The sequence below is a fragment of the Ruegeria profundi genome, from assembly GCF_020171505.1.
Lineage (GTDB): Bacteria > Pseudomonadota > Alphaproteobacteria > Rhodobacterales > Rhodobacteraceae > Ruegeria > Ruegeria profundi.
On sequence record NZ_JAIUZS010000007.1, the window covers coordinates 97,016 to 113,864 of the forward strand.

A 16,849-nucleotide genomic window follows, 5' to 3' on the forward strand; every position below is an offset into this window, starting at 1 on the left:
GAGGCCCGCCTTGACCACAAGACCGACCCTGCCGATTCCAAGACTGTCCCTGTGGCTGACGCACGTAGGAATGCTGGCCGAGCAGGTTTTGCGCGCCTTCTGGCCCTTTTTCTCAATTTTTATGGCGATTTTGGCCGCTTTGATGCTGGGTCTTCAGGATCACGTCGAGGTTGAGATGGTTTGGACCCTTGGTGGTTTAGCGATCATCGCAGTGGTTATTTCGCTGGTCTGGGGCATTCGGCGATTCCATCTGCCTCGCCGGGCCGAAGCGCTGATGCGACTGGACGAATCCCTGCCGGGACGCCCGATTCAGGCGTTGATGGATGATCAGGCCATAGGTGCGATGGATGCGGACTCAGTTGCTCTGTGGCACGCGCATCAGGCTCGGATGGCACAGCGGGCAGCACAAGCCGAAGCGGTCAAACCCGATCTGCGGCTTGCAGACCGAGACCCTTATGCGCTGCGGTACTCAGCGTTGCTGGCGCTGGTGATTGCGGGTCTTTTCGGTTCATTCTGGCGCATTGGGTCCGTGGCCGAGATGACGCCGGGCGCAGCCGTGGCAGGGCAGGGACCCAGCTGGGAAGGCTGGGTTGAACCGCCGCGCTATACCGGCTTGCCGACGCTTTATCTGGCGGATCAGTCTGGTGATACTCTTTCAGTACCGCAGGGCAGCCGGATCACATTGCGGTTCTACGGTGAGGTGGGCGCGCATAGCTTGTCGGAAACCACGTCGCTTTCGGGCACACAAGGTGCAGCGGACCCTGAACAGGAGTTTGTGGTCGAGCGTTCGGGCCAGATGATGATCGAAGGGCCTGCCGGTCGGGACTGGGCGCTAAGCGTCATCGAAGATGCGCCTCCGCAGATCGCTGTTGCCGATCCGGCCGAGGCTGAGGCGGGCGGGCAGATGAAACTGCCCTTTACCGCCACTGACGACTACGGCGTGGTGTCCGGTGCGGCAATGATCGAATTGGACCTGCCTTCCGTTGACCGTCGGTATGGCCTGGCATCTGACCCCGAGCCACGTGATAGGATCGAGGTGCAGCTACCGATGCCGATAACCGGCGACCGGGCCGATTTCGCCGAGGATCTGATCGAAGACTTCTCGGAACACCCTTGGGCACATCTTCCGGTCAAGATTACTTTAATGGCACAGGATGCAGCCGATCAGGAAGGCCAGTCCGCGCCCTATGTAACAGAACTGCCCGCACGGCGCTTTTTCGACCCATTGGCTGCGGCGGTGATCGAACAACGGCGTGATCTGCTTTGGACGCGGGACAACGCGACCCGGGTGTCCCAAATTCTGCGCGCGGTGTCGCATCTGCCGGAAGAGGTGTTTCGCTCTGACACGGCCTATCTGCGTCTGCGCGTGACGCTTCGCCGGTTGGAGGCATTCAACGACTATGGGCTGACACAGGACCAACAGGAAGAGATCGCACAGGCTTTGTGGGATCTGGCGATTATAATCGAAGAGGGTACCCTCGCCGATGCGCTGGAGCGTATGCGCCGCGCACAGGAGCGTCTGACCGAAGCCATGAAAAACGGCGCCACTGATGAAGAAATCGCCGAATTGATGCAAGAACTGCGCGACGCAACGCAGGATTACATGCGCCAGCTACAGCGTCTGGCACAGGAAAACGGTGAGTTCGACGAAAATCAGCAGGGCCAGAATGGCGAAACCATGCAGATGACGCAAAATGACCTGCAGCGGATGATGGATCGCATTCAGGAACTGATGGAACAGGGCCGCATGGCCGAAGCACAGCAGGCGCTGGAAGAGTTCCAGCAGATGATGGAGAACATGCGCGTCACCCAAGGCCAGGGTCAGGGCCAGCAGTCAGAAGGCCAACAGGCAATGGAAGGGCTGGCCGAAACTCTGCGCGAACAGCAGGGGCTGAGCGATCAGGCCTTCCGCGATCTGCAAGAACAGTTCAATCCCGGCGCTCAGGCCGGTGAAAGCCAGGGTAACGAAGGCCGCAATGGTGGTCAGGGCCGTGGCCAGAGCCACGAAGGCCAAGGCGGTCAGGGTCAGGGGTCTGATCAGGCCGAAGGCGGTGGCGGCCAGCCAAGCCAGGAGTCTCTGGCCGATCGCCAACAGGCACTGCGCGACGAGCTGGGTCGCCAGCAACAGAATCTGCCCGGTGCCGGAACACCCGAAGGCGAAGCTGCACGCGATGCGCTGGGCCGCGCGGGTCGGGCAATGGATGGCGCTGAAGAAGCCCTGCGCAGTGACGACCTGGCCGAGGCCATAGATCGCCAATCTGAAGCGATGGAAGCCCTCCGTGAAGGCATGCGGTCACTGGGTGAAGCTTTGGCGCAGAACCAGCAGAACCAGCCCGGTCAGGGAACCCAAGACGGTGATATGCAGGCCAACAGCCGCGATCCACTGGGCCGCAGCCCCGGCGCAAACGGTTCAATAGCCACTGACGACAACTTGTTGCAGGGCGAAGATGTGTATCGCCGCGCGCGTGAGTTGCTGGATGAAATCCGGCGTCGCACCGGTGAGACGGAACGCCCACAGATCGAGCTGGAGTACCTCAAGCGGTTGTTGGAGCGCTTCTAAACCCGGCCTGGCGTTTAATTCTGCGATGTCCCCGATGTCTGCGCCTCAAGCCAAAGCCGCGCCTGATCCACAAGGGATACGTACGGGTTAAGAATTGGCTCCGCCTGCGGCACCGCTTCGCTGATCTGCTGCGCGTTGCCATAGACCAGCAGCAGGATGACGCCGACAATCAGCATCAATGCAAAACCACGCATGAAACCGCTGCCAGACTTGCGCGGCGCGGGTTCGTCTTCCGAGGCCAAGCTGTCATCACTACGCAGGCTGGAGTTGATCGCTTCGACATCTGGCAGTGCATCTTTCTGCCCTGCATCCTTTGCCGTTTCCATAGCAGTGAGGTCTTTTACGGCGCGTTCCGGGTCGGGTTTGGGGGGCGCGTCCAAGGCCAGATCGGGCTGCGTTTCAAGGCCGCCACCCTCTTGCGCACGAAGGTCCGCCTCACGTTCGGCTTCTTCTTTCAGGATACTTGCAACTGCAGGATCGATCTTTCCGGTAGCTGGTGGTGTTTCTGGCTCGCTTGCAGCCTCTGGTTTTGGGGCAACCTCTGGTTCTTGTGTGATCTCTGGTTCCGGTGCAGGCGTCGGCTCCGGTTGCGCTTGGGTTGCTGAGGCCTGTTCCACCACATCAGGCTCGGGTGCGGCTGTCTGGGACCGCGTATCCTTGGCACCGGGTGCGTCTTTGGTGGGGGCTGTTTGGTCTGGGTGTTTGGGCTGGAACCAGGTCGTCTCACAGTTCGAGCACTGAACGTCGCGGCCATCTTCCGGGATGACCTCGTCTGGCACCTCGTACTGGGCACCGCAATTCGGACAAGTAAGACGCATGCTGCCTCCTGGCCGGGACCCCGACCGATAGTAGTTTTTTAAGGGATGTTAATCCGTTAAGACCTGACCGCAAAGGGTGTTTTCGGTTTCACAACATAAGTGTCACCGATTCGACCCGGTGCAGGCATTGAAACCGCAACCGCGCTCGGGCATGAAGGGCGGCAACAGAAACGGGGGCTCCTTTTGATCGAGCTGGAGAATCTCAGCTACACCTATGGCGGTGGCGAACTGCTGAGCGACGTGTCTTTACGGTTGCAACCGGGGTCGTTTCATTTTTTGACCGGCCCGTCGGGTGCGGGCAAGACCACCATACTTAAGCTTTGCTACGGCGCTTTGTTGCCCACAACGGGGCGGCTCAGCGTGTTCAAGCAGGACATCGCCCGGCTGGATCGGGATCAGTTGGCCCTGATGCGCCGTCGGATCGGTGTGGTGCATCAGGATTGCCAGTTCCTTGATCACATGACGCTGGCCGAGAATGTGGCGTTGCCGCTAACGGTGTCCGGGCAAATCGACACTGCACAGCGCGAAGACCTGAGCGAGTTGCTATCCTGGGTGGGACTGGGCACCCGATTGGATTCGCACCCGCCGGAATTGTCGGGAGGGGAACGCCAGCGTGCCGCATTGGCCCGCGCGGTCATCCTGTCACCGGACGTGGTTCTGGCGGATGAACCAACCGGAAACGTGGATTGGGAGATGTCGCAACGCCTGCTTCGCCTGTTGGTCGAATTGAACAAGATGGGCAAGACCGTGCTGATCGCGACCCATGACATGAGCCTGATCCGCGCAGCGAAAAGCCAGGTGCAGGCAAGGGTTCTTCGAATCTCGCAACGTCAGGTCCAACTTGCGGGGGCGGATCTATGAGCAACGGAATGATCCGAAGCCTGCTGAAACGGGACACGCGCGCGGACCGGGTCGTTCCGCCAACTGGGTACACGGCGCATCTGACCCTGTTTGTATCAGGCGCGATGGCTTTTCTGGCGGTGTTTGCATTAGCCCTTTCTCTGGCATCGGGGCGGCTGGCCGACCGCTGGGGTACAGAATTGGCCGGGGCCGTCACCTTGCGCATCAGCGCTCCTGCCGATCAGATGGACGCGCAGACCGAGGCGGCCCTGACAGTGCTTGCTCAAACCCCGGGCATAGCTTCGGCGCGCGCATTGACCACCGAGGAACAGGCGGCGCTGCTCTCCCCTTGGTTTGGACCGGACCTGCCGCTGGAAACGCTGCCTATCCCTCAACTGATTGAGATCATCGAAGGTGAGCCGGGTCTGGATGCGGCTGGTCTGCGCCTGCGGCTTGGGGCGGAAGTTCCCGGTGCGGTTCTGGACGATCACACCCGCTGGCGTGAACCCTTGGTAGAGGCCGCAAGGTCTTTGCGGCGGCTGGGCTGGGTTTCAATCCTGCTGATTGGTGGGGCCACGGCAGCCATGATCACGCTGGCCGCCAATGCCTCTCTGGCTGCCAATGCCCAGATTATCGAGGTGCTGCGTCTGGTTGGTGCCCGTGACAGCTTTATTGCCCGAGCCTTTGTCCGGCGCTTTACCTATCGGGCCTTCTTTGGTGCCGTTGTCGGCGTTTTTCTGGGCATGACCGGAGTGCTGCTGCTGCCCGAAGCCTCGGATGCGGGCGGGTTTCTGACGGGTTTGGGATTTCAGGGGTATGGCTGGCTGTTGCCGGCCCTCATCCCCGTATTGGGTGCGGCGGTTGCCTTTCTGGCAACCTGGAGTGCCGCCAGCCGTAAACTGAGGGAGCTTTCGTGATGGCCGCTGCGTTTCAGTGGGTACGCTCATTGATCTTCATGATCGTGATCTACGTTTGGATGCTGGTTCTGGGCATCCTGTTCGCCCCATACGCCATGTTCACCAAGCGTGGCGCATTGAAAGCTTGCAAGGCCTACGCGCGTACAACCTTGTGGCTGGCCCGTTGGATGGTCGGCATCCGGACCGAAGTGCGTGGCGCGGTGCCGTCGGGCGAAGTGGTCATCGGTGCCAAACATCAGTCCTTTCTGGATATTATTATCATTTTTGACGCCATCCCCCACGGCAAGTTCATTATGAAGAAAGAACTGCTTTGGACCCCGGTCATCGGTATGTATGCGCGGCGTCTTGGCTGTATCCCGGTTGATCGGGGAAAAAAGGGCGTCGCCGTGGCCAAGATGGTCAAGGACGTTGCCAAGGAATTCACGGAACCCGGGCAGTTAGTAATCTATCCCCAAGGCACGCGCGTCGCGCCGGGGGTGCGCAAACCTTACAAGGTCGGCACGGCCATTTTGTACGAAGGGCTGGGTTTTCCCTGCGTTCCCACGGCGACCAATGCGGGTGTGTTCTGGCCTCGCACCGGTGTTCTGCGCAAGCCTGGCCTAGCCATTGTCGACTTCCTTGATCCAATCAAGCCGGGTGCTGCACGGGACGATTTTCTCGGAATGCTGGAGGATGTCATCGAAACAAGGTCCAATGCGCTGATGCGAGAAGTTGGGTTTGATCCTGATGCAATTCATTGACGAAATCGAAACGCTCGAAAGTCTTTACGGTACACCCGGTGCGCCCTCATTGCGGAAGGTCGCGCACAGCCTGACTCCGCTGTATCGCAAGTGGATCATGGCCGCGCGGTTGTGCATTCTCAGCACCGTTGGTCCCGAAGGCGTAGACGGAAGCCCAAGGGGTGATGATGGTCCCGTTGTGCTAGAGCCTGATGCAAACACTTTGGCGCTTCCGGATTGGCGCGGCAACAACCGATTGGATTCGCTGCGCAATATCGTGCGTGACCCGCGCGTGGCCTTGATGTTTCTGGTGCCGGGCTCCAACACTGTCGTTCGGGTGAATGGTACAGCGCGCCTGACTGAGGACAATGAATTGCGCGCCCGGTTTGAAAAAAACGGCAAACAACCCGCCACCGTTGTCGTCATCGGAATTGCCGAAATCTACACGCAATGCGCCCGCGCACTTTTGCGCGCGCGGACTTGGAGCGCAGGTGATGAAAGCACTGCCTTACCCACCGTTGGCGAAATTCTGGCCGAAGTAAGCCGGGGTGAGGAAGGCGGTGCACAATACGACGCGGAATGGGGTGCAAGAGCCGAAAAAACGATGTGGTAGCACGTGCAACTACACCGCAGCCGCACCGATTTTGGCGACTTGTGAAACCCAGCGCTCGACACTGCCGGGCTTTGGATAGCTGGCACCCGCAAAATAGGTGAAACGCGTTGGTTTGAAGCCGACAAATCCAAGAATTTGATCACGGACCTGCCGAATGAGGGCTTGCCGGTAAATCAGCCGCATGAACCAGCCCGGCGTGTCAGACGTCAGGATGACACGAGCCGTACGTCCTGCCAGCATCGGGGCTGGAAGTCCCAGCTTGCTGATATTTCTTGTGTCGAAGGTGCGTCCCGGGATGAACATCCGGTCGATCAAGCCTTTCAGCTTGGCCGGCAACCCGCCCCACCACATCGGTGTTGTGAGGACCAGATGGTCGCTCCATTCGATGTCCTGAAGAACCTGTTCCAAAACGGGCTCAAGCGGTTTGAAGTCTTGATAGTTGCCCTGACCAAAGTCGTGATCGAACTGCATTTCGCTGAGGTGAACCATTCGGACATCGTGGCCATTCTTTTCGGCCGCGTCTTTGTAGGTTTCAGCGAAAGTGCGGGACAGGCTGCTTTCTGCGGGGTGCCCATCAAGGATGAGGATTTTTTTCCGTTGCATCGGGATTCTCCAAAATTGACCGTGGTCACTTTGTAAAACAATAAAATGACCGCGGTCAATAAAAAATTTGACCACGGTCAAAAACTATGCAAATTGGACCTATGCAAAAGACAATTCAAAAACGCACTCTGAAAACTCGGGCGCGCCTTATCGAAGCTTCGGAGAACCTGATCAACACGGGTGGATACGAGGCCCTGAGGGTCGAAGACGTTGTGCAGGCGGCAGGTGTGGCCAAAGGTACGTTCTTCGCGCATTTCCGCGATAAGGACGCGTTGATGGAGATTCTGATTGGCGCAAAGTTGGATAGGTTTCTGGACAGTGCCGAAGCCCGGACGCCACCCAGGACCGTGTCAGAGATCATAGCCGTGCTAGAGCCAGTCCACAGATTCATGACATCCGAGCGATACGTTTTTGATCTGTTGATCAGATATTCAGGCGCGACGGCTGTTGCTGAAATAGGACCGATTGCCCATTTTTTCGAGCGATACTATCGCCTTGTCATGATGTGGCTTGAAACAGCAGATGTGCGGAAGGACGTAACGCCTGAACTTCTTGCAGAAGGGGTGCAGGCCTTTGCCATTCAGGCCATGTCGCTAAGATTCTGCGCCCTGCACGCGGCCACCACATTCAGTGACAGATTAGAGACCTATCTGAACGCGTGGTTGACCCCGCCGACCGGTTAGCCGGCGGGGCAGTACGTTAGCTGTGGATCGGGCCGTCGCCGCAGGCCAATGCCGCTTCTCGTACCGCTTCGGAATAGGTCGGGTGCGCATGGCAGGTCAGGGCCAGATCTTCGGCTGACGCGCCAAACTCCATTGCGACGCAAACCTCATGGATCAGATCGCCTGCTGCCGGGCCGATAATGTGGGCACCAAGTATCCGGTCAGTTTCCTTGTCAGCCAGAATTTTGACGAACCCATCGGCCGCAAAATTCGCCTTGGCGCGGCCGTTGCCCATGAACATGAACTTGCCCACCTTATAGGCGCGGCCTTGTTCTTTCAGGGTTTCTTCGGTTTCGCCGACATTGGCGACCTCGGGCCAAGTGTAGATTACCCCCGGAATGACGCCATAATTGACGTGGCCATGTTTTCCGGCGACCTGTTCCGCCGCGGCCATGCCTTCGTCTTCGGCCTTATGCGCCAGCATCGGGCCTTCGGTGACATCACCGATGGCATAGATGCCGGGTACGTTTGTCTGCCAGTCAGAGCCCACCTTGATCTGGCCGCGCTGGGTCATTTCAACGCCCAGCGCCTCAAGCCCAAGGCCGTACGAGAATGGCTTGCGCCCGGTGGCGACCAGAACGGTATCCGCCTCAATCACGTGTTCGCTGTCATCCTTACGCAGCTTGTAGGTGACTTTTGCCTTGGTCTTGGTCGCTTCGGTCTTTTGTACCGCTGCGCCCATGACAAAGTTCAACCCCTGTTTTTTCAGAATGCGCTGGAACGTTTTCTGAACCTCGGGGTCCATGCCCGGCGTGATCACGTCGAGGAATTCGATCACGGTGACTTCGGCGCCAAGACGTTGATACACCGAACCCAGTTCCAGACCGATCACGCCCGCACCAATGACCACCATCTTTTTCGGAACCTTGCCAAGCGACAGCGCACCGGTCGAGGTCACGACAACCTTCTCATCCACGTCAACGCCCGGCAGCGAAGCCGGTTCAGAGCCCGAAGCGATGATGATATTCTTGGCCGTGTGAACTTCGTCGCCCACTTTGACCTGACCCGCTGCGGGGATCGAGCCCCAGCCCTTTAACCAGTCGATCTTGTTTTTCTTGAACAGAAACTCGATGCCCTTGGTATTACCCTCAATGGTTTCGTCTTTGTAGACCTGCATCTGTTTCCAATCGACCGAGGGGCTTTTCCCCTTCAGGCCCATCTTGGCAAAGTTATGCTCGGCCTCATGCAGTTGGTGGCTGGCATGCAGCAGCGCCTTGGACGGGATGCAGCCGACGTTCAGGCACGTGCCGCCCAGCGTGTCTCGTCCTTCTACAACGGCGGTTTTCAAGCCCAGTTGGGCACAGCGAATAGCGCAGACATAGCCGCCGGGGCCAGCGCCGATTACGATGACGTCATAGTTTGCCATGAAAGGTCTCCTTGAGTAGTCGGGCTGTGGCAGAGCAGACACCACCTGCGCACAGGCTGTAAACTGGCGTTATCAAAAAAGCACCGCCAAAAGCATGAAAGTTGTTGCGAGGAAACCAGCGAACCAGATCAGAGTGCGCCAGGGCGACAAGCCAAAAAAGTAAGCCGGTACGTAGAGTATGCGGGCGATCAGATAGATCCACGCACATGCCGCGGTAAATCCGGTGCCTGCGTCTGCGACCGTGACGGTGGTGCAGGCTATGGTGAACAGGATCAATCCCTCGAAATGATTGTTCAGCGCACGGTATAAACGGCCGGTCTCGTCCGATAGCTGGTCTTCCAGCGATCCTTTCAGACGCGAGCGGTCGCGCGGGGACATGGTTTTACCCGGTCCCAGTTCGATATTCGCGGGTATCGCCATCAGGGCATATTGCACGACCTGCAACAGTGCGGCCAAGGTTAGTGCCGTTAGTTCAGGTGTCATGTCTTGCAATCTCCGAATGTGTGGGCGTTCCTGAAGTGAAAGTCCAACACAGATCGCAGTTGTGGCCCCTTACTGGCTTTGGCGGCGCGGACGCCGCCGGATATTCGATATGTTTCATGTACACCGGGCATCATGCCTACTCGGGCGAAAGCACTTTGACCTGAATATGCGCGACGCCGCCGCGTTCGTGATGCATGGCAAGTTCCTCGGATTCGAGAAAGGCCGTGGCCCGATCGAGATCCGAGATCTCGAACAGGGCAACGGCGTGATCGGGTCGCGCGGGATCGCGCCAGACGTGAAGGTCATGAATTCCGGCAGATTTGCGCACTGCCGTATCTTCACGGAACACCTTCAGCCAGGCATCGAAATCCGCCACATCAGCTTGCCAAAGCACATGTGTTGCCATGATTACAGGTCCATCAGCAGGCGGCGTGGATCTTCCAGCGCCTCTTTCACGCGAACAAGGAACGTGACCGCGCCTTTGCCGTCCACGATCCGGTGGTCGTAAGACAGTGCCAGATACATCATCGGACGGATTACAACCTGACCGTTGATTGCCATCGGACGATCCTGGATTTTGTGCATGCCCAGAATACCCGATTGCGGGGGGTTCAGGATGGGGGAGGACATCAGCGATCCATAGACGCCACCGTTTGAGATGGTGAAGGTCCCTCCCTGCATCTCGGCCATCGACAGTTTACCGTCGCGGGCGCGCTTGCCTTTCTCGGCGATGGCCTTCTCGATAGCGGCGAACGACATGCTGTCGGCATCGCGGATCACCGGAACCACAAGGCCAGTCGGTGTGCCGGCGGCCACGCCCATATGGACAAAGTTCTTATAGACGATGTCGGTGCCGTCGATCTCGGCATTGACCTCGGGCACTTCCTTCAGCGCATGGCAGCACGCCTTGGTGAAGAAGGACATAAAGCCCAGACGCACGCCGTGCTTCTTCTCGAACTGGTCCTTGTACTGGCTGCGCAGGGCCATCACCTCGGTCATGTCCACCTCGTTATAGGTGGTCAGCATCGCGGCGGTGTTCTGGCTGTCTTTCAGGCGCTTGGCGATGGTCTGGCGCAGGCGAGTCATCTTGACGCGTTCTTCGCGCGCAGCGTCATCCGCAGGAACCGGCGCGCGTGGCGCGGCGGCCGGAGCGGGAGCCGGTGCGGGCGCAGGCGCAGCAGCGGTTGCGACCGCCTTGGCCACGTCTTCCTTCATGATGCGGCCATCGCGACCGGTTCCAGTAACCTGATCAGCACTCAGACCAGCCTCGGCCATCGCTTTTTCGGCCGAAGGTGCGTTAGCTACGTCTTTACCAGCCGTCGCTGCGGCCGGGGCTGCTGCAGCAGCTGCCGGAGCCGCGGCGGGGGCCGTTGCAGCGCCCGCGCCCGAGATCACGGCCAGCTTGGCTGTTGCATCCACGGTCGTGCCTTCGGGCGCGACGATTTCGGATAGAACGCCTGCGGCAGGCGCTGGAACCTCAACGGAGACCTTGTCAGTTTCAAGCTCGCAGAGCATTTCGTCTTGCGCCACGGCGTCGCCCACCTGCTTGAACCACGTGGATACCGTGGCCTCGGTGACCGACTCGCCCAAGGTGGGAACCATCACGTCGACACTGCCAGCGCCAGCGGCCGGTGCGGCGTTGGGTGCGGGTTCAGCGGCGGCAGCAGCCGGGGCCGGAGCTGCACCTTCGCCTGCGGCAATAGTCGCAAGCAAGGCGTCAACACCAACGGTTTCACCCTCGGCGGCGACGATTTCACCCATGACACCGGCAGCAGGGGCCGGAACCTCAACCGTTACCTTGTCTGTCTCAAGCTCACAGAGCATCTCATCCACAGCCACGGCATCACCGGGTTTCTTGAACCAGGTCGCAACCGTGGCTTCGGTGACGGATTCGCCAAGCGTGGGAACACGAACTTCAATTGTCATCGTTTACTTTCCTTCGAGGCTCAGCGCTTCGTTCACGAGCGCCTCTTGTTGAGCTTTGTGTTGGCTGGCCAGACCCGTCGCGGGCGAAGCCGAGGTTGCGCGGCCGACATAGGTTGGCCTTGTGTGTTTGGCGCCGATGCGGGTCAGCACCCATTCGATATTGGGTTCGATAAATGTCCAGGCGCCCTGGTTCTTGGGTTCTTCCTGACACCAGACCATCTCAGCCCCTTTAAAGCGCTCAAGCTCGTTGATCAGCGAGTGCGCCGGGAACGGATAGTATTGCTCGATCCGCAGCAGGTAGATGTCGTCGATCCCGCGTGCGTCGCGTTCTTCCAGCAGGTCGTAATAGACCTTGCCCGAACACAGAACGACGCGTTTGATCTTCTTGTCGGCCACCAGCTTGGTGTCCGAGTTGCCCTGTTGCGCGTCGTCCCACAGCACCCGGTGGAAGCTGGAGCCGGTGGTGAAATCCTCGACCGTGCTGACTGCCAGCTTGTGCCGCAACAGCGACTTCGGCGTGACCAGAATCAGCGGTTTGCGGAACGTCCGGTGCAATTGGCGGCGCAGGATGTGGAAGTAGTTCGCCGGTGTCGTGCAGTTCGCAACAATCCAGTTGTCCTGACCGCACATCTGCAAGAAGCGCTCCAGGCGGGCCGAGCTATGTTCGGGGCCTTGCCCTTCGAACCCGTGCGGCAGCAGCGTCACCAGACCCGACATACGCAGCCATTTGCTTTCGCCCGAGCTGATGAACTGGTCAAACATGATCTGCGCACCGTTGGCAAAGTCACCAAACTGCGCCTCCCAAAGGGTCAGCGCGTTGGGTTCGGCAAGCGAATAGCCGTATTCGAAGCCCAAGACCGCGTATTCCGAGAGCATCGAGTCGATCACTTCGTATTTCGACTGCCCTTCACGGATGTTGTTCAGAGGGTAATACCGCTCTTCGGTTTCCTGATGCACGAAGCCCGAGTGGCGCTGACTGAACGTGCCGCGTGTCGCATCCTGCCCGGACAGGCGTACCGGATACCCTTCGGTCAGCAATGACCCAAAGGCTAGCGCCTCACCCGTTGCCCAGTCAAAGCCTTTGCCGCTGTCGAACATCTGCTTCTTGTGATCTAGCAGGCGCGAGACGGTTTTGTGCACCGCGATATCGGCGGGCGCATGCGTCAGGGCCTTGCCGACTTCGGCGAATGTCTCGGGCGAGATTGCAGTTTCACCGCGGACATATTCCTCTTTGTTTTTGTTCAGATGCGACCAACGCCCATCCAGCCAGTCCGCCTTGTTCGGCTTGTAATCCTTGCCGGCGTCGAACTCATCGTTCAGATGCGCCTGGAAGGCGGCTTTCATATCCTCGATCTCGCCTTCCGGGATCAGGCCGTCTTGGACCAAACGCTCAGTATACAGAGAAAGCGTGGTCTTATGGGTCTTGATCTTCTTGTACATGATCGGGTTGGTGAACATGGGCTCATCGCCCTCGTTATGACCAAACCGGCGATAGCAGAAGATGTCGATGACCACGTCCTTGTGGAACTTCTGACGGAACTCGGTCGCAACCTTGGCAGCGTGCACCACCGCTTCGGGGTCATCGCCGTTCACGTGGAAAATCGGTGCCTCGACCATCAGCGCGATATCCGTCGGATACGGAGAAGACCGCGAGAAGTGCGGTGCGGTGGTAAAGCCGATCTGGTTGTTCACAACGATATGCATGGTGCCGCCGGTCTTGTGCCCGCGCAGGCCCGACAGGCCAAAGCCTTCGGCCACAACACCTTGACCGGCAAAGGCCGCGTCACCATGCAGCAGGATGCCCATCACCGCAGTACGGTCGGTATCGTTCAGTTGGTCCTGCTTGGCGCGGACCTTGCCCAATACCACGGGGTTCACCGCCTCAAGATGCGAAGGGTTCGCCGTTAGCGACAGGTGCACGCTGTTGCCGTCAAACTCCCGGTCGCTGGAAGCGCCGAGGTGATATTTCACATCGCCGGACCCATCCACGTCTTCGGGTTTGAAGCTGCCGCCCTGGAATTCGTTGAAGATCGCGCGATAAGGTTTACCCATCACGTTGGCAAGGATGTTCAGGCGACCCCGGTGAGGCATGCCAATCACGATATCCCGTATGCCCAAGGCACCGCCACGCTTGATGATCTGTTCCATCGCAGGGATCAGCGCCTCGCCGCCGTCAAGACCAAAGCGCTTGGTGCCCATGTATTTGACGTGCAGGAATTTCTCAAATCCCTCGGCCTCGACCATCTTGTTCAGAATGGCCTTGCGGCCTTCCTTGGTGAACTGGATTTCCTTGCCGTATCCTTCGATCCGTTCCTTCAGCCAAGCGGCCTGTTCAGGGTCAGAGATGTGCATGTATTGCAGCGCAAAGGTGCCGCAATAGGTGCGTTTCACGATCTCAACGATCTGGCGCATACTGGCCATCTGCAGGCCCAGAACGTTGTCGATAAAGATCGGGCGGTCCATGTCGGCCTCGGTGAAGCCGTATGTCTTGGGGTCCAGTTCTGGATGCGTACTGGCGGCTCGCATGCCCAGCGGGTCAAGATCGGCGGCCAGATGGCCCCGGATACGATAGGCCCGGATCAGCATCAGCGCGCGCAGACTGTCCAGAACGGCGCGTTTGATCTGATCATCGCTGACCTCAACGCCCTTGTCCGCTGCCTTTTCCTTGATCTTCTTGCCTGCCGCCTTGGCGTCAATCTCTGACCATTCGCCTGTGAGCGCTCCGGTCAGGTCATCGGCCGGCATCGGCGGCCAGTCGGTCCGCGCCCAGGAGGGCCCTTCAGCCTCTTTCTGAACGTCCGGAGAAGCGTCCCCCATGGCCTTGAAAAACTCGGCCCATGCGGCGTCTACCGCACCGGGGTTCTTGGTGTATTGGGCATATAGCTGCTCCAGATACTCGGCATTGTGCCCCTGCATAAAGCTAGAGGCGTGAAATGCGGAATTGGGCGTATGTTCGGTCATGTGCGAACCTCGAATGGGTAGGCGGTTTCGGTTTTGGTTTCAGTGTTGCGGCTGGTCTGGATAACCCAGTGTATTAAATACCCAGGCCATGTTTCGTCGAACGACATCTATTGTTTCAGGGTCATAATAGTCTGGCACAGGTATGCCCTTTCGTCTTTCTTTCATGGACTTGTCGTGTCCGAGTTTAAAACCGTTTTCCGGCAGACCAAATCCAGCGAGCGTTTCTTTCAAGTCGGCGACAAGATGTTCTTTGCGAATGAAACGATCAACAATCAGTTTATTATCGATCGAAACGATGTCCCAATCTATCGACCATGTGCCCGACAAGACGAACGATCTGAACTGCTCGAATTCGGTTTTCGCGTCCTCCGAAGGCAGATTCTTCTGGTATTTCATAAAATGAAACTGCGACACCACCCGGTCGAAAGGATCGCGGACATTTGCGATCTTGGTATAGCTGTCAAATGTCTTGGCACCCAGGTTTTCCCTTACGTTCATGGCCGACATATGATTGCGCCAAGGGTGTTTGTGCCTGTGCCACAACCGCAGAATGCGATGGGTGTTCTGCGTTCTGGGTCCACGTGCCCCCACAATCCCATGTTTTGAGATCCTGACCTCTCCGTTCGGCAACTCACCCAGCCCCGGTTTTTCACACAAGGGCTGCAGGGCTTTTTCGGTCGAGGTGCCCGCCGTTTTGGTCGTCTTCAGGTAAATGAACTTGTGCTTGTGGCAAACCAGGACCATCTCACTGATCCTTTCCGGTTTGTGGCTGAGTGAAACCAGATTTTCCTGCGTGTCCGATCATGGGGCAACCTCATGTGGGTTGGGACCGTATTGATTGGTGCCTTGCTGGCTGGGGCGGGTCAGCCACCACAGCACCAGGAGGGGCGACACAAACAGGATCAGCAGGGTTGGAATGACGATTAGCAGCGTGGCACGGGTGAACAGGATGTCCAGATTGCCGCCATGCTGGAAACTGGATGCAAGGCCGATGCCGAAGAACAGAACGGCACCTGCCCCCAGGATCAGAAGGATCGGTAACAACGCATAAAGCCCGCTGCGCCCGGTATCATGCATCCGACGCCACGCGACAGCCAGATGCGGGAAGAATACGATCAGGCTGACGATGCTTTGTACAGGTTGCGAGGACGTGGCGGTGACGGATGTACTCGTCTCCGTTTCTGTCGTGGCGACTTGGGTGAAAAATTGCCAGTCGATGATCCCGGCGATGATGTTCCAGATCACGATGAACAGGAAAAAGAACCAATATTCGGGCCGCGAGGCACGGCCCGAAAAGGTGAAGAACTTGGAGAAACACGTTTTTACAGCCTCACCAAAGGTCATGTGTTTCGTTCCTCTCCAGACTAGACGGCCGAAGCCGCCATATCAGCCAATCGCTTCCAGCACAGCCTCACCCAGCGTTGCCGGGCTTTCGGCAACGACGATACCGGCTGAGCGCATGGCTTCGATCTTGTCCTCAGCGCCACCCTTGCCGCCGGCGACAATCGCGCCCGCGTGGCCCATGCGGCGGCCCGGAGGGGCTGTGCGGCCTGCGATGAAACCGGCAACTGGCTTTTTGCGGCCCTTCTTGGCCTCATCCGCCAGGAACTGCGCGGCTTCTTCCTCGGCCGAACCACCGATTTCACCGATCATGATGATCGACTCGGTTTCGTCATCGGCAAGGAACCATTCCAGTACGTCAATATGCTCGGTACCTTTGATCGGGTCGCCGCCGATGCCCACGCAGGTGGACTGGCCCAGACCCACATCAGTGGTCTGCTTGACGGCCTCATAGGTCAGCGTACCCGAGCGCGACACAACACCGACCGAGCCGCGCTTGTGGATGTGACCGGGCATGATGCCGATCTTACAAGCATCGGGCGTGATAACACCGGGGCAGTTCGGGCCGATCAGGCGCGATTTGCTGCCTTCCAGCGCGCGCTTCACCTTCATCATGTCCAAAACCGGGATGCCTTCGGTGATGCAGACGATCACTTCCATCTCGGCATCAATCGCTTCGAGGATCGAGTCAGCCGCGAAGGGCGGCGGAACATAGATCACCGAGGCGTTGGCTTCAGTCACATGCTTGGCCTCGTGGACCGAGTTGAACACGGGCAGGTCAAGATGCGTCTGACCGCCTTTGCCGGGGGTCACGCCGCCGACCATCTTGGTGCCATAAGCGATGGCCTGTTCGCTGTGGAATGTGCCCTGAGAGCCGGTAAAGCCCTGACAGATCACTTTGGTATTTTCGTCGATGAGGACTGCCATTTGGCGTTCTCCTGTTTTAGGCGGGCCAAGGCCTGCCAGAATTCTTTGGAAAA

Annotated in this window: 16 protein-coding genes; 6 read left to right on the forward strand and 10 right to left on the reverse strand. The window is 58.5% G+C overall.

Annotated elements, in window-relative coordinates; translation table 11 throughout:
* The first annotated feature begins 10 nt into the window (after nt 1–10).
* On the forward strand, nt 11–2,560 hold the full coding sequence (locus LCM21_RS16020; RefSeq protein ID WP_319003925.1) for a TIGR02302 family protein: 2,550 nt from the start codon (nt 11–13) through the stop codon (nt 2,558–2,560).
* A 14-nt stretch (nt 2,561–2,574) separates the two neighbouring features.
* On the opposite strand, the gene LCM21_RS16025 is transcribed toward LCM21_RS16020, so the two are convergent.
* Nucleotides 2,575–3,378, reverse strand: coding sequence for a zinc-ribbon domain-containing protein (locus LCM21_RS16025; RefSeq protein ID WP_224891503.1), 804 nt, complete (start codon nt 3,376–3,378; stop codon nt 2,575–2,577).
* 183 nt (nt 3,379–3,561) lie between these two features.
* Here LCM21_RS16025 and LCM21_RS16030 point away from each other — a divergent pair, with 183 nt between their 5' ends.
* The 4 genes from LCM21_RS16030 to LCM21_RS16045 are packed head-to-tail and all read left to right on the forward strand — an operon-like array spanning nt 3,562 to nt 6,467.
* Nucleotides 3,562–4,239, forward strand: a complete 678-nt coding sequence (locus LCM21_RS16030; RefSeq protein ID WP_068338361.1) for a cell division ATP-binding protein FtsE — start codon at nt 3,562–3,564, stop codon at nt 4,237–4,239.
* Complete coding sequence (locus LCM21_RS16035) at nt 4,236–5,135, forward strand: cell division protein FtsX (protein WP_224891504.1); 900 nt, start codon at nt 4,236–4,238, stop codon at nt 5,133–5,135. Before LCM21_RS16030 ends, LCM21_RS16035 begins: the two co-directional genes overlap by 4 nt.
* A complete protein-coding gene (locus LCM21_RS16040; protein ID WP_224891505.1) occupies nt 5,135–5,875 on the forward strand; it encodes a lysophospholipid acyltransferase family protein in 741 nt (246 codons plus the stop codon). Before LCM21_RS16035 ends, LCM21_RS16040 begins: the two co-directional genes overlap by 1 nt.
* Complete coding sequence (locus tag LCM21_RS16045; RefSeq protein ID WP_224891506.1) at nt 5,862–6,467, forward strand: pyridoxamine 5'-phosphate oxidase family protein; 606 nt, start codon at nt 5,862–5,864, stop codon at nt 6,465–6,467. The genes LCM21_RS16040 and LCM21_RS16045 overlap by 14 nt, the downstream gene beginning before the upstream one ends.
* A gap of 9 nt (nt 6,468–6,476) precedes the next feature.
* Here LCM21_RS16045 and LCM21_RS16050 read toward each other — a convergent pair whose 3' ends face one another.
* Nucleotides 6,477–7,070, reverse strand: coding sequence for an NAD(P)H-dependent oxidoreductase (locus LCM21_RS16050; RefSeq protein WP_224891507.1), 594 nt, complete (start codon nt 7,068–7,070; stop codon nt 6,477–6,479).
* Between the two features lie 86 nt (nt 7,071–7,156).
* Between LCM21_RS16050 and LCM21_RS16055 the strand changes: the two genes are divergently transcribed.
* Nucleotides 7,157–7,753 (forward strand): TetR/AcrR family transcriptional regulator, encoded by a 597-nt coding sequence (locus tag LCM21_RS16055; protein WP_224891508.1) that lies wholly within the window; start codon nt 7,157–7,159, stop codon nt 7,751–7,753.
* Nucleotides 7,754–7,769: 16 nt separating this feature from the next.
* Here LCM21_RS16055 and lpdA read toward each other — a convergent pair whose 3' ends face one another.
* The 8 genes from lpdA to sucD form a co-directional block, all read right to left on the reverse strand.
* Complete coding sequence (lpdA, locus tag LCM21_RS16060) at nt 7,770–9,158, reverse strand: dihydrolipoyl dehydrogenase (RefSeq protein ID WP_224891509.1); 1,389 nt, start codon at nt 9,156–9,158, stop codon at nt 7,770–7,772.
* A 72-nt stretch (nt 9,159–9,230) separates the two neighbouring features.
* The gene (locus tag LCM21_RS16065) at nt 9,231–9,641 is read right to left on the reverse strand and encodes an MAPEG family protein (RefSeq protein WP_068338093.1); all 411 of its coding nucleotides are present in this window, start codon (nt 9,639–9,641) and stop codon (nt 9,231–9,233) included.
* 136 nt (nt 9,642–9,777) lie between these two features.
* Complete coding sequence (locus LCM21_RS16070) at nt 9,778–10,047, reverse strand: hypothetical protein (RefSeq protein WP_224891510.1); 270 nt, start codon at nt 10,045–10,047, stop codon at nt 9,778–9,780.
* A gap of 2 nt (nt 10,048–10,049) precedes the next feature.
* Nucleotides 10,050–11,567: a 2-oxoglutarate dehydrogenase complex dihydrolipoyllysine-residue succinyltransferase gene (gene odhB / locus LCM21_RS16075; RefSeq protein WP_224891511.1), complete on the reverse strand. Its 1,518-nt coding sequence runs from the start codon at nt 11,565–11,567 to the stop codon at nt 10,050–10,052.
* A 3-nt stretch (nt 11,568–11,570) separates the two neighbouring features.
* Complete coding sequence (locus tag LCM21_RS16080; RefSeq protein ID WP_224891512.1) at nt 11,571–14,528, reverse strand: 2-oxoglutarate dehydrogenase E1 component; 2,958 nt, start codon at nt 14,526–14,528, stop codon at nt 11,571–11,573.
* 39 nt (nt 14,529–14,567) lie between these two features.
* The gene (locus tag LCM21_RS16085; RefSeq protein WP_224891513.1) at nt 14,568–15,272 is read right to left on the reverse strand and encodes a sulfotransferase family 2 domain-containing protein; all 705 of its coding nucleotides are present in this window, start codon (nt 15,270–15,272) and stop codon (nt 14,568–14,570) included.
* A gap of 57 nt (nt 15,273–15,329) precedes the next feature.
* Complete coding sequence (locus tag LCM21_RS16090) at nt 15,330–15,872, reverse strand: DUF805 domain-containing protein (protein ID WP_224891514.1); 543 nt, start codon at nt 15,870–15,872, stop codon at nt 15,330–15,332.
* 42 nt (nt 15,873–15,914) lie between these two features.
* The gene (gene sucD / locus LCM21_RS16095; protein WP_224891515.1) at nt 15,915–16,796 is read right to left on the reverse strand and encodes a succinate--CoA ligase subunit alpha; all 882 of its coding nucleotides are present in this window, start codon (nt 16,794–16,796) and stop codon (nt 15,915–15,917) included.
* Between the last annotated feature and the right edge of the window lie 53 nt (nt 16,797–16,849).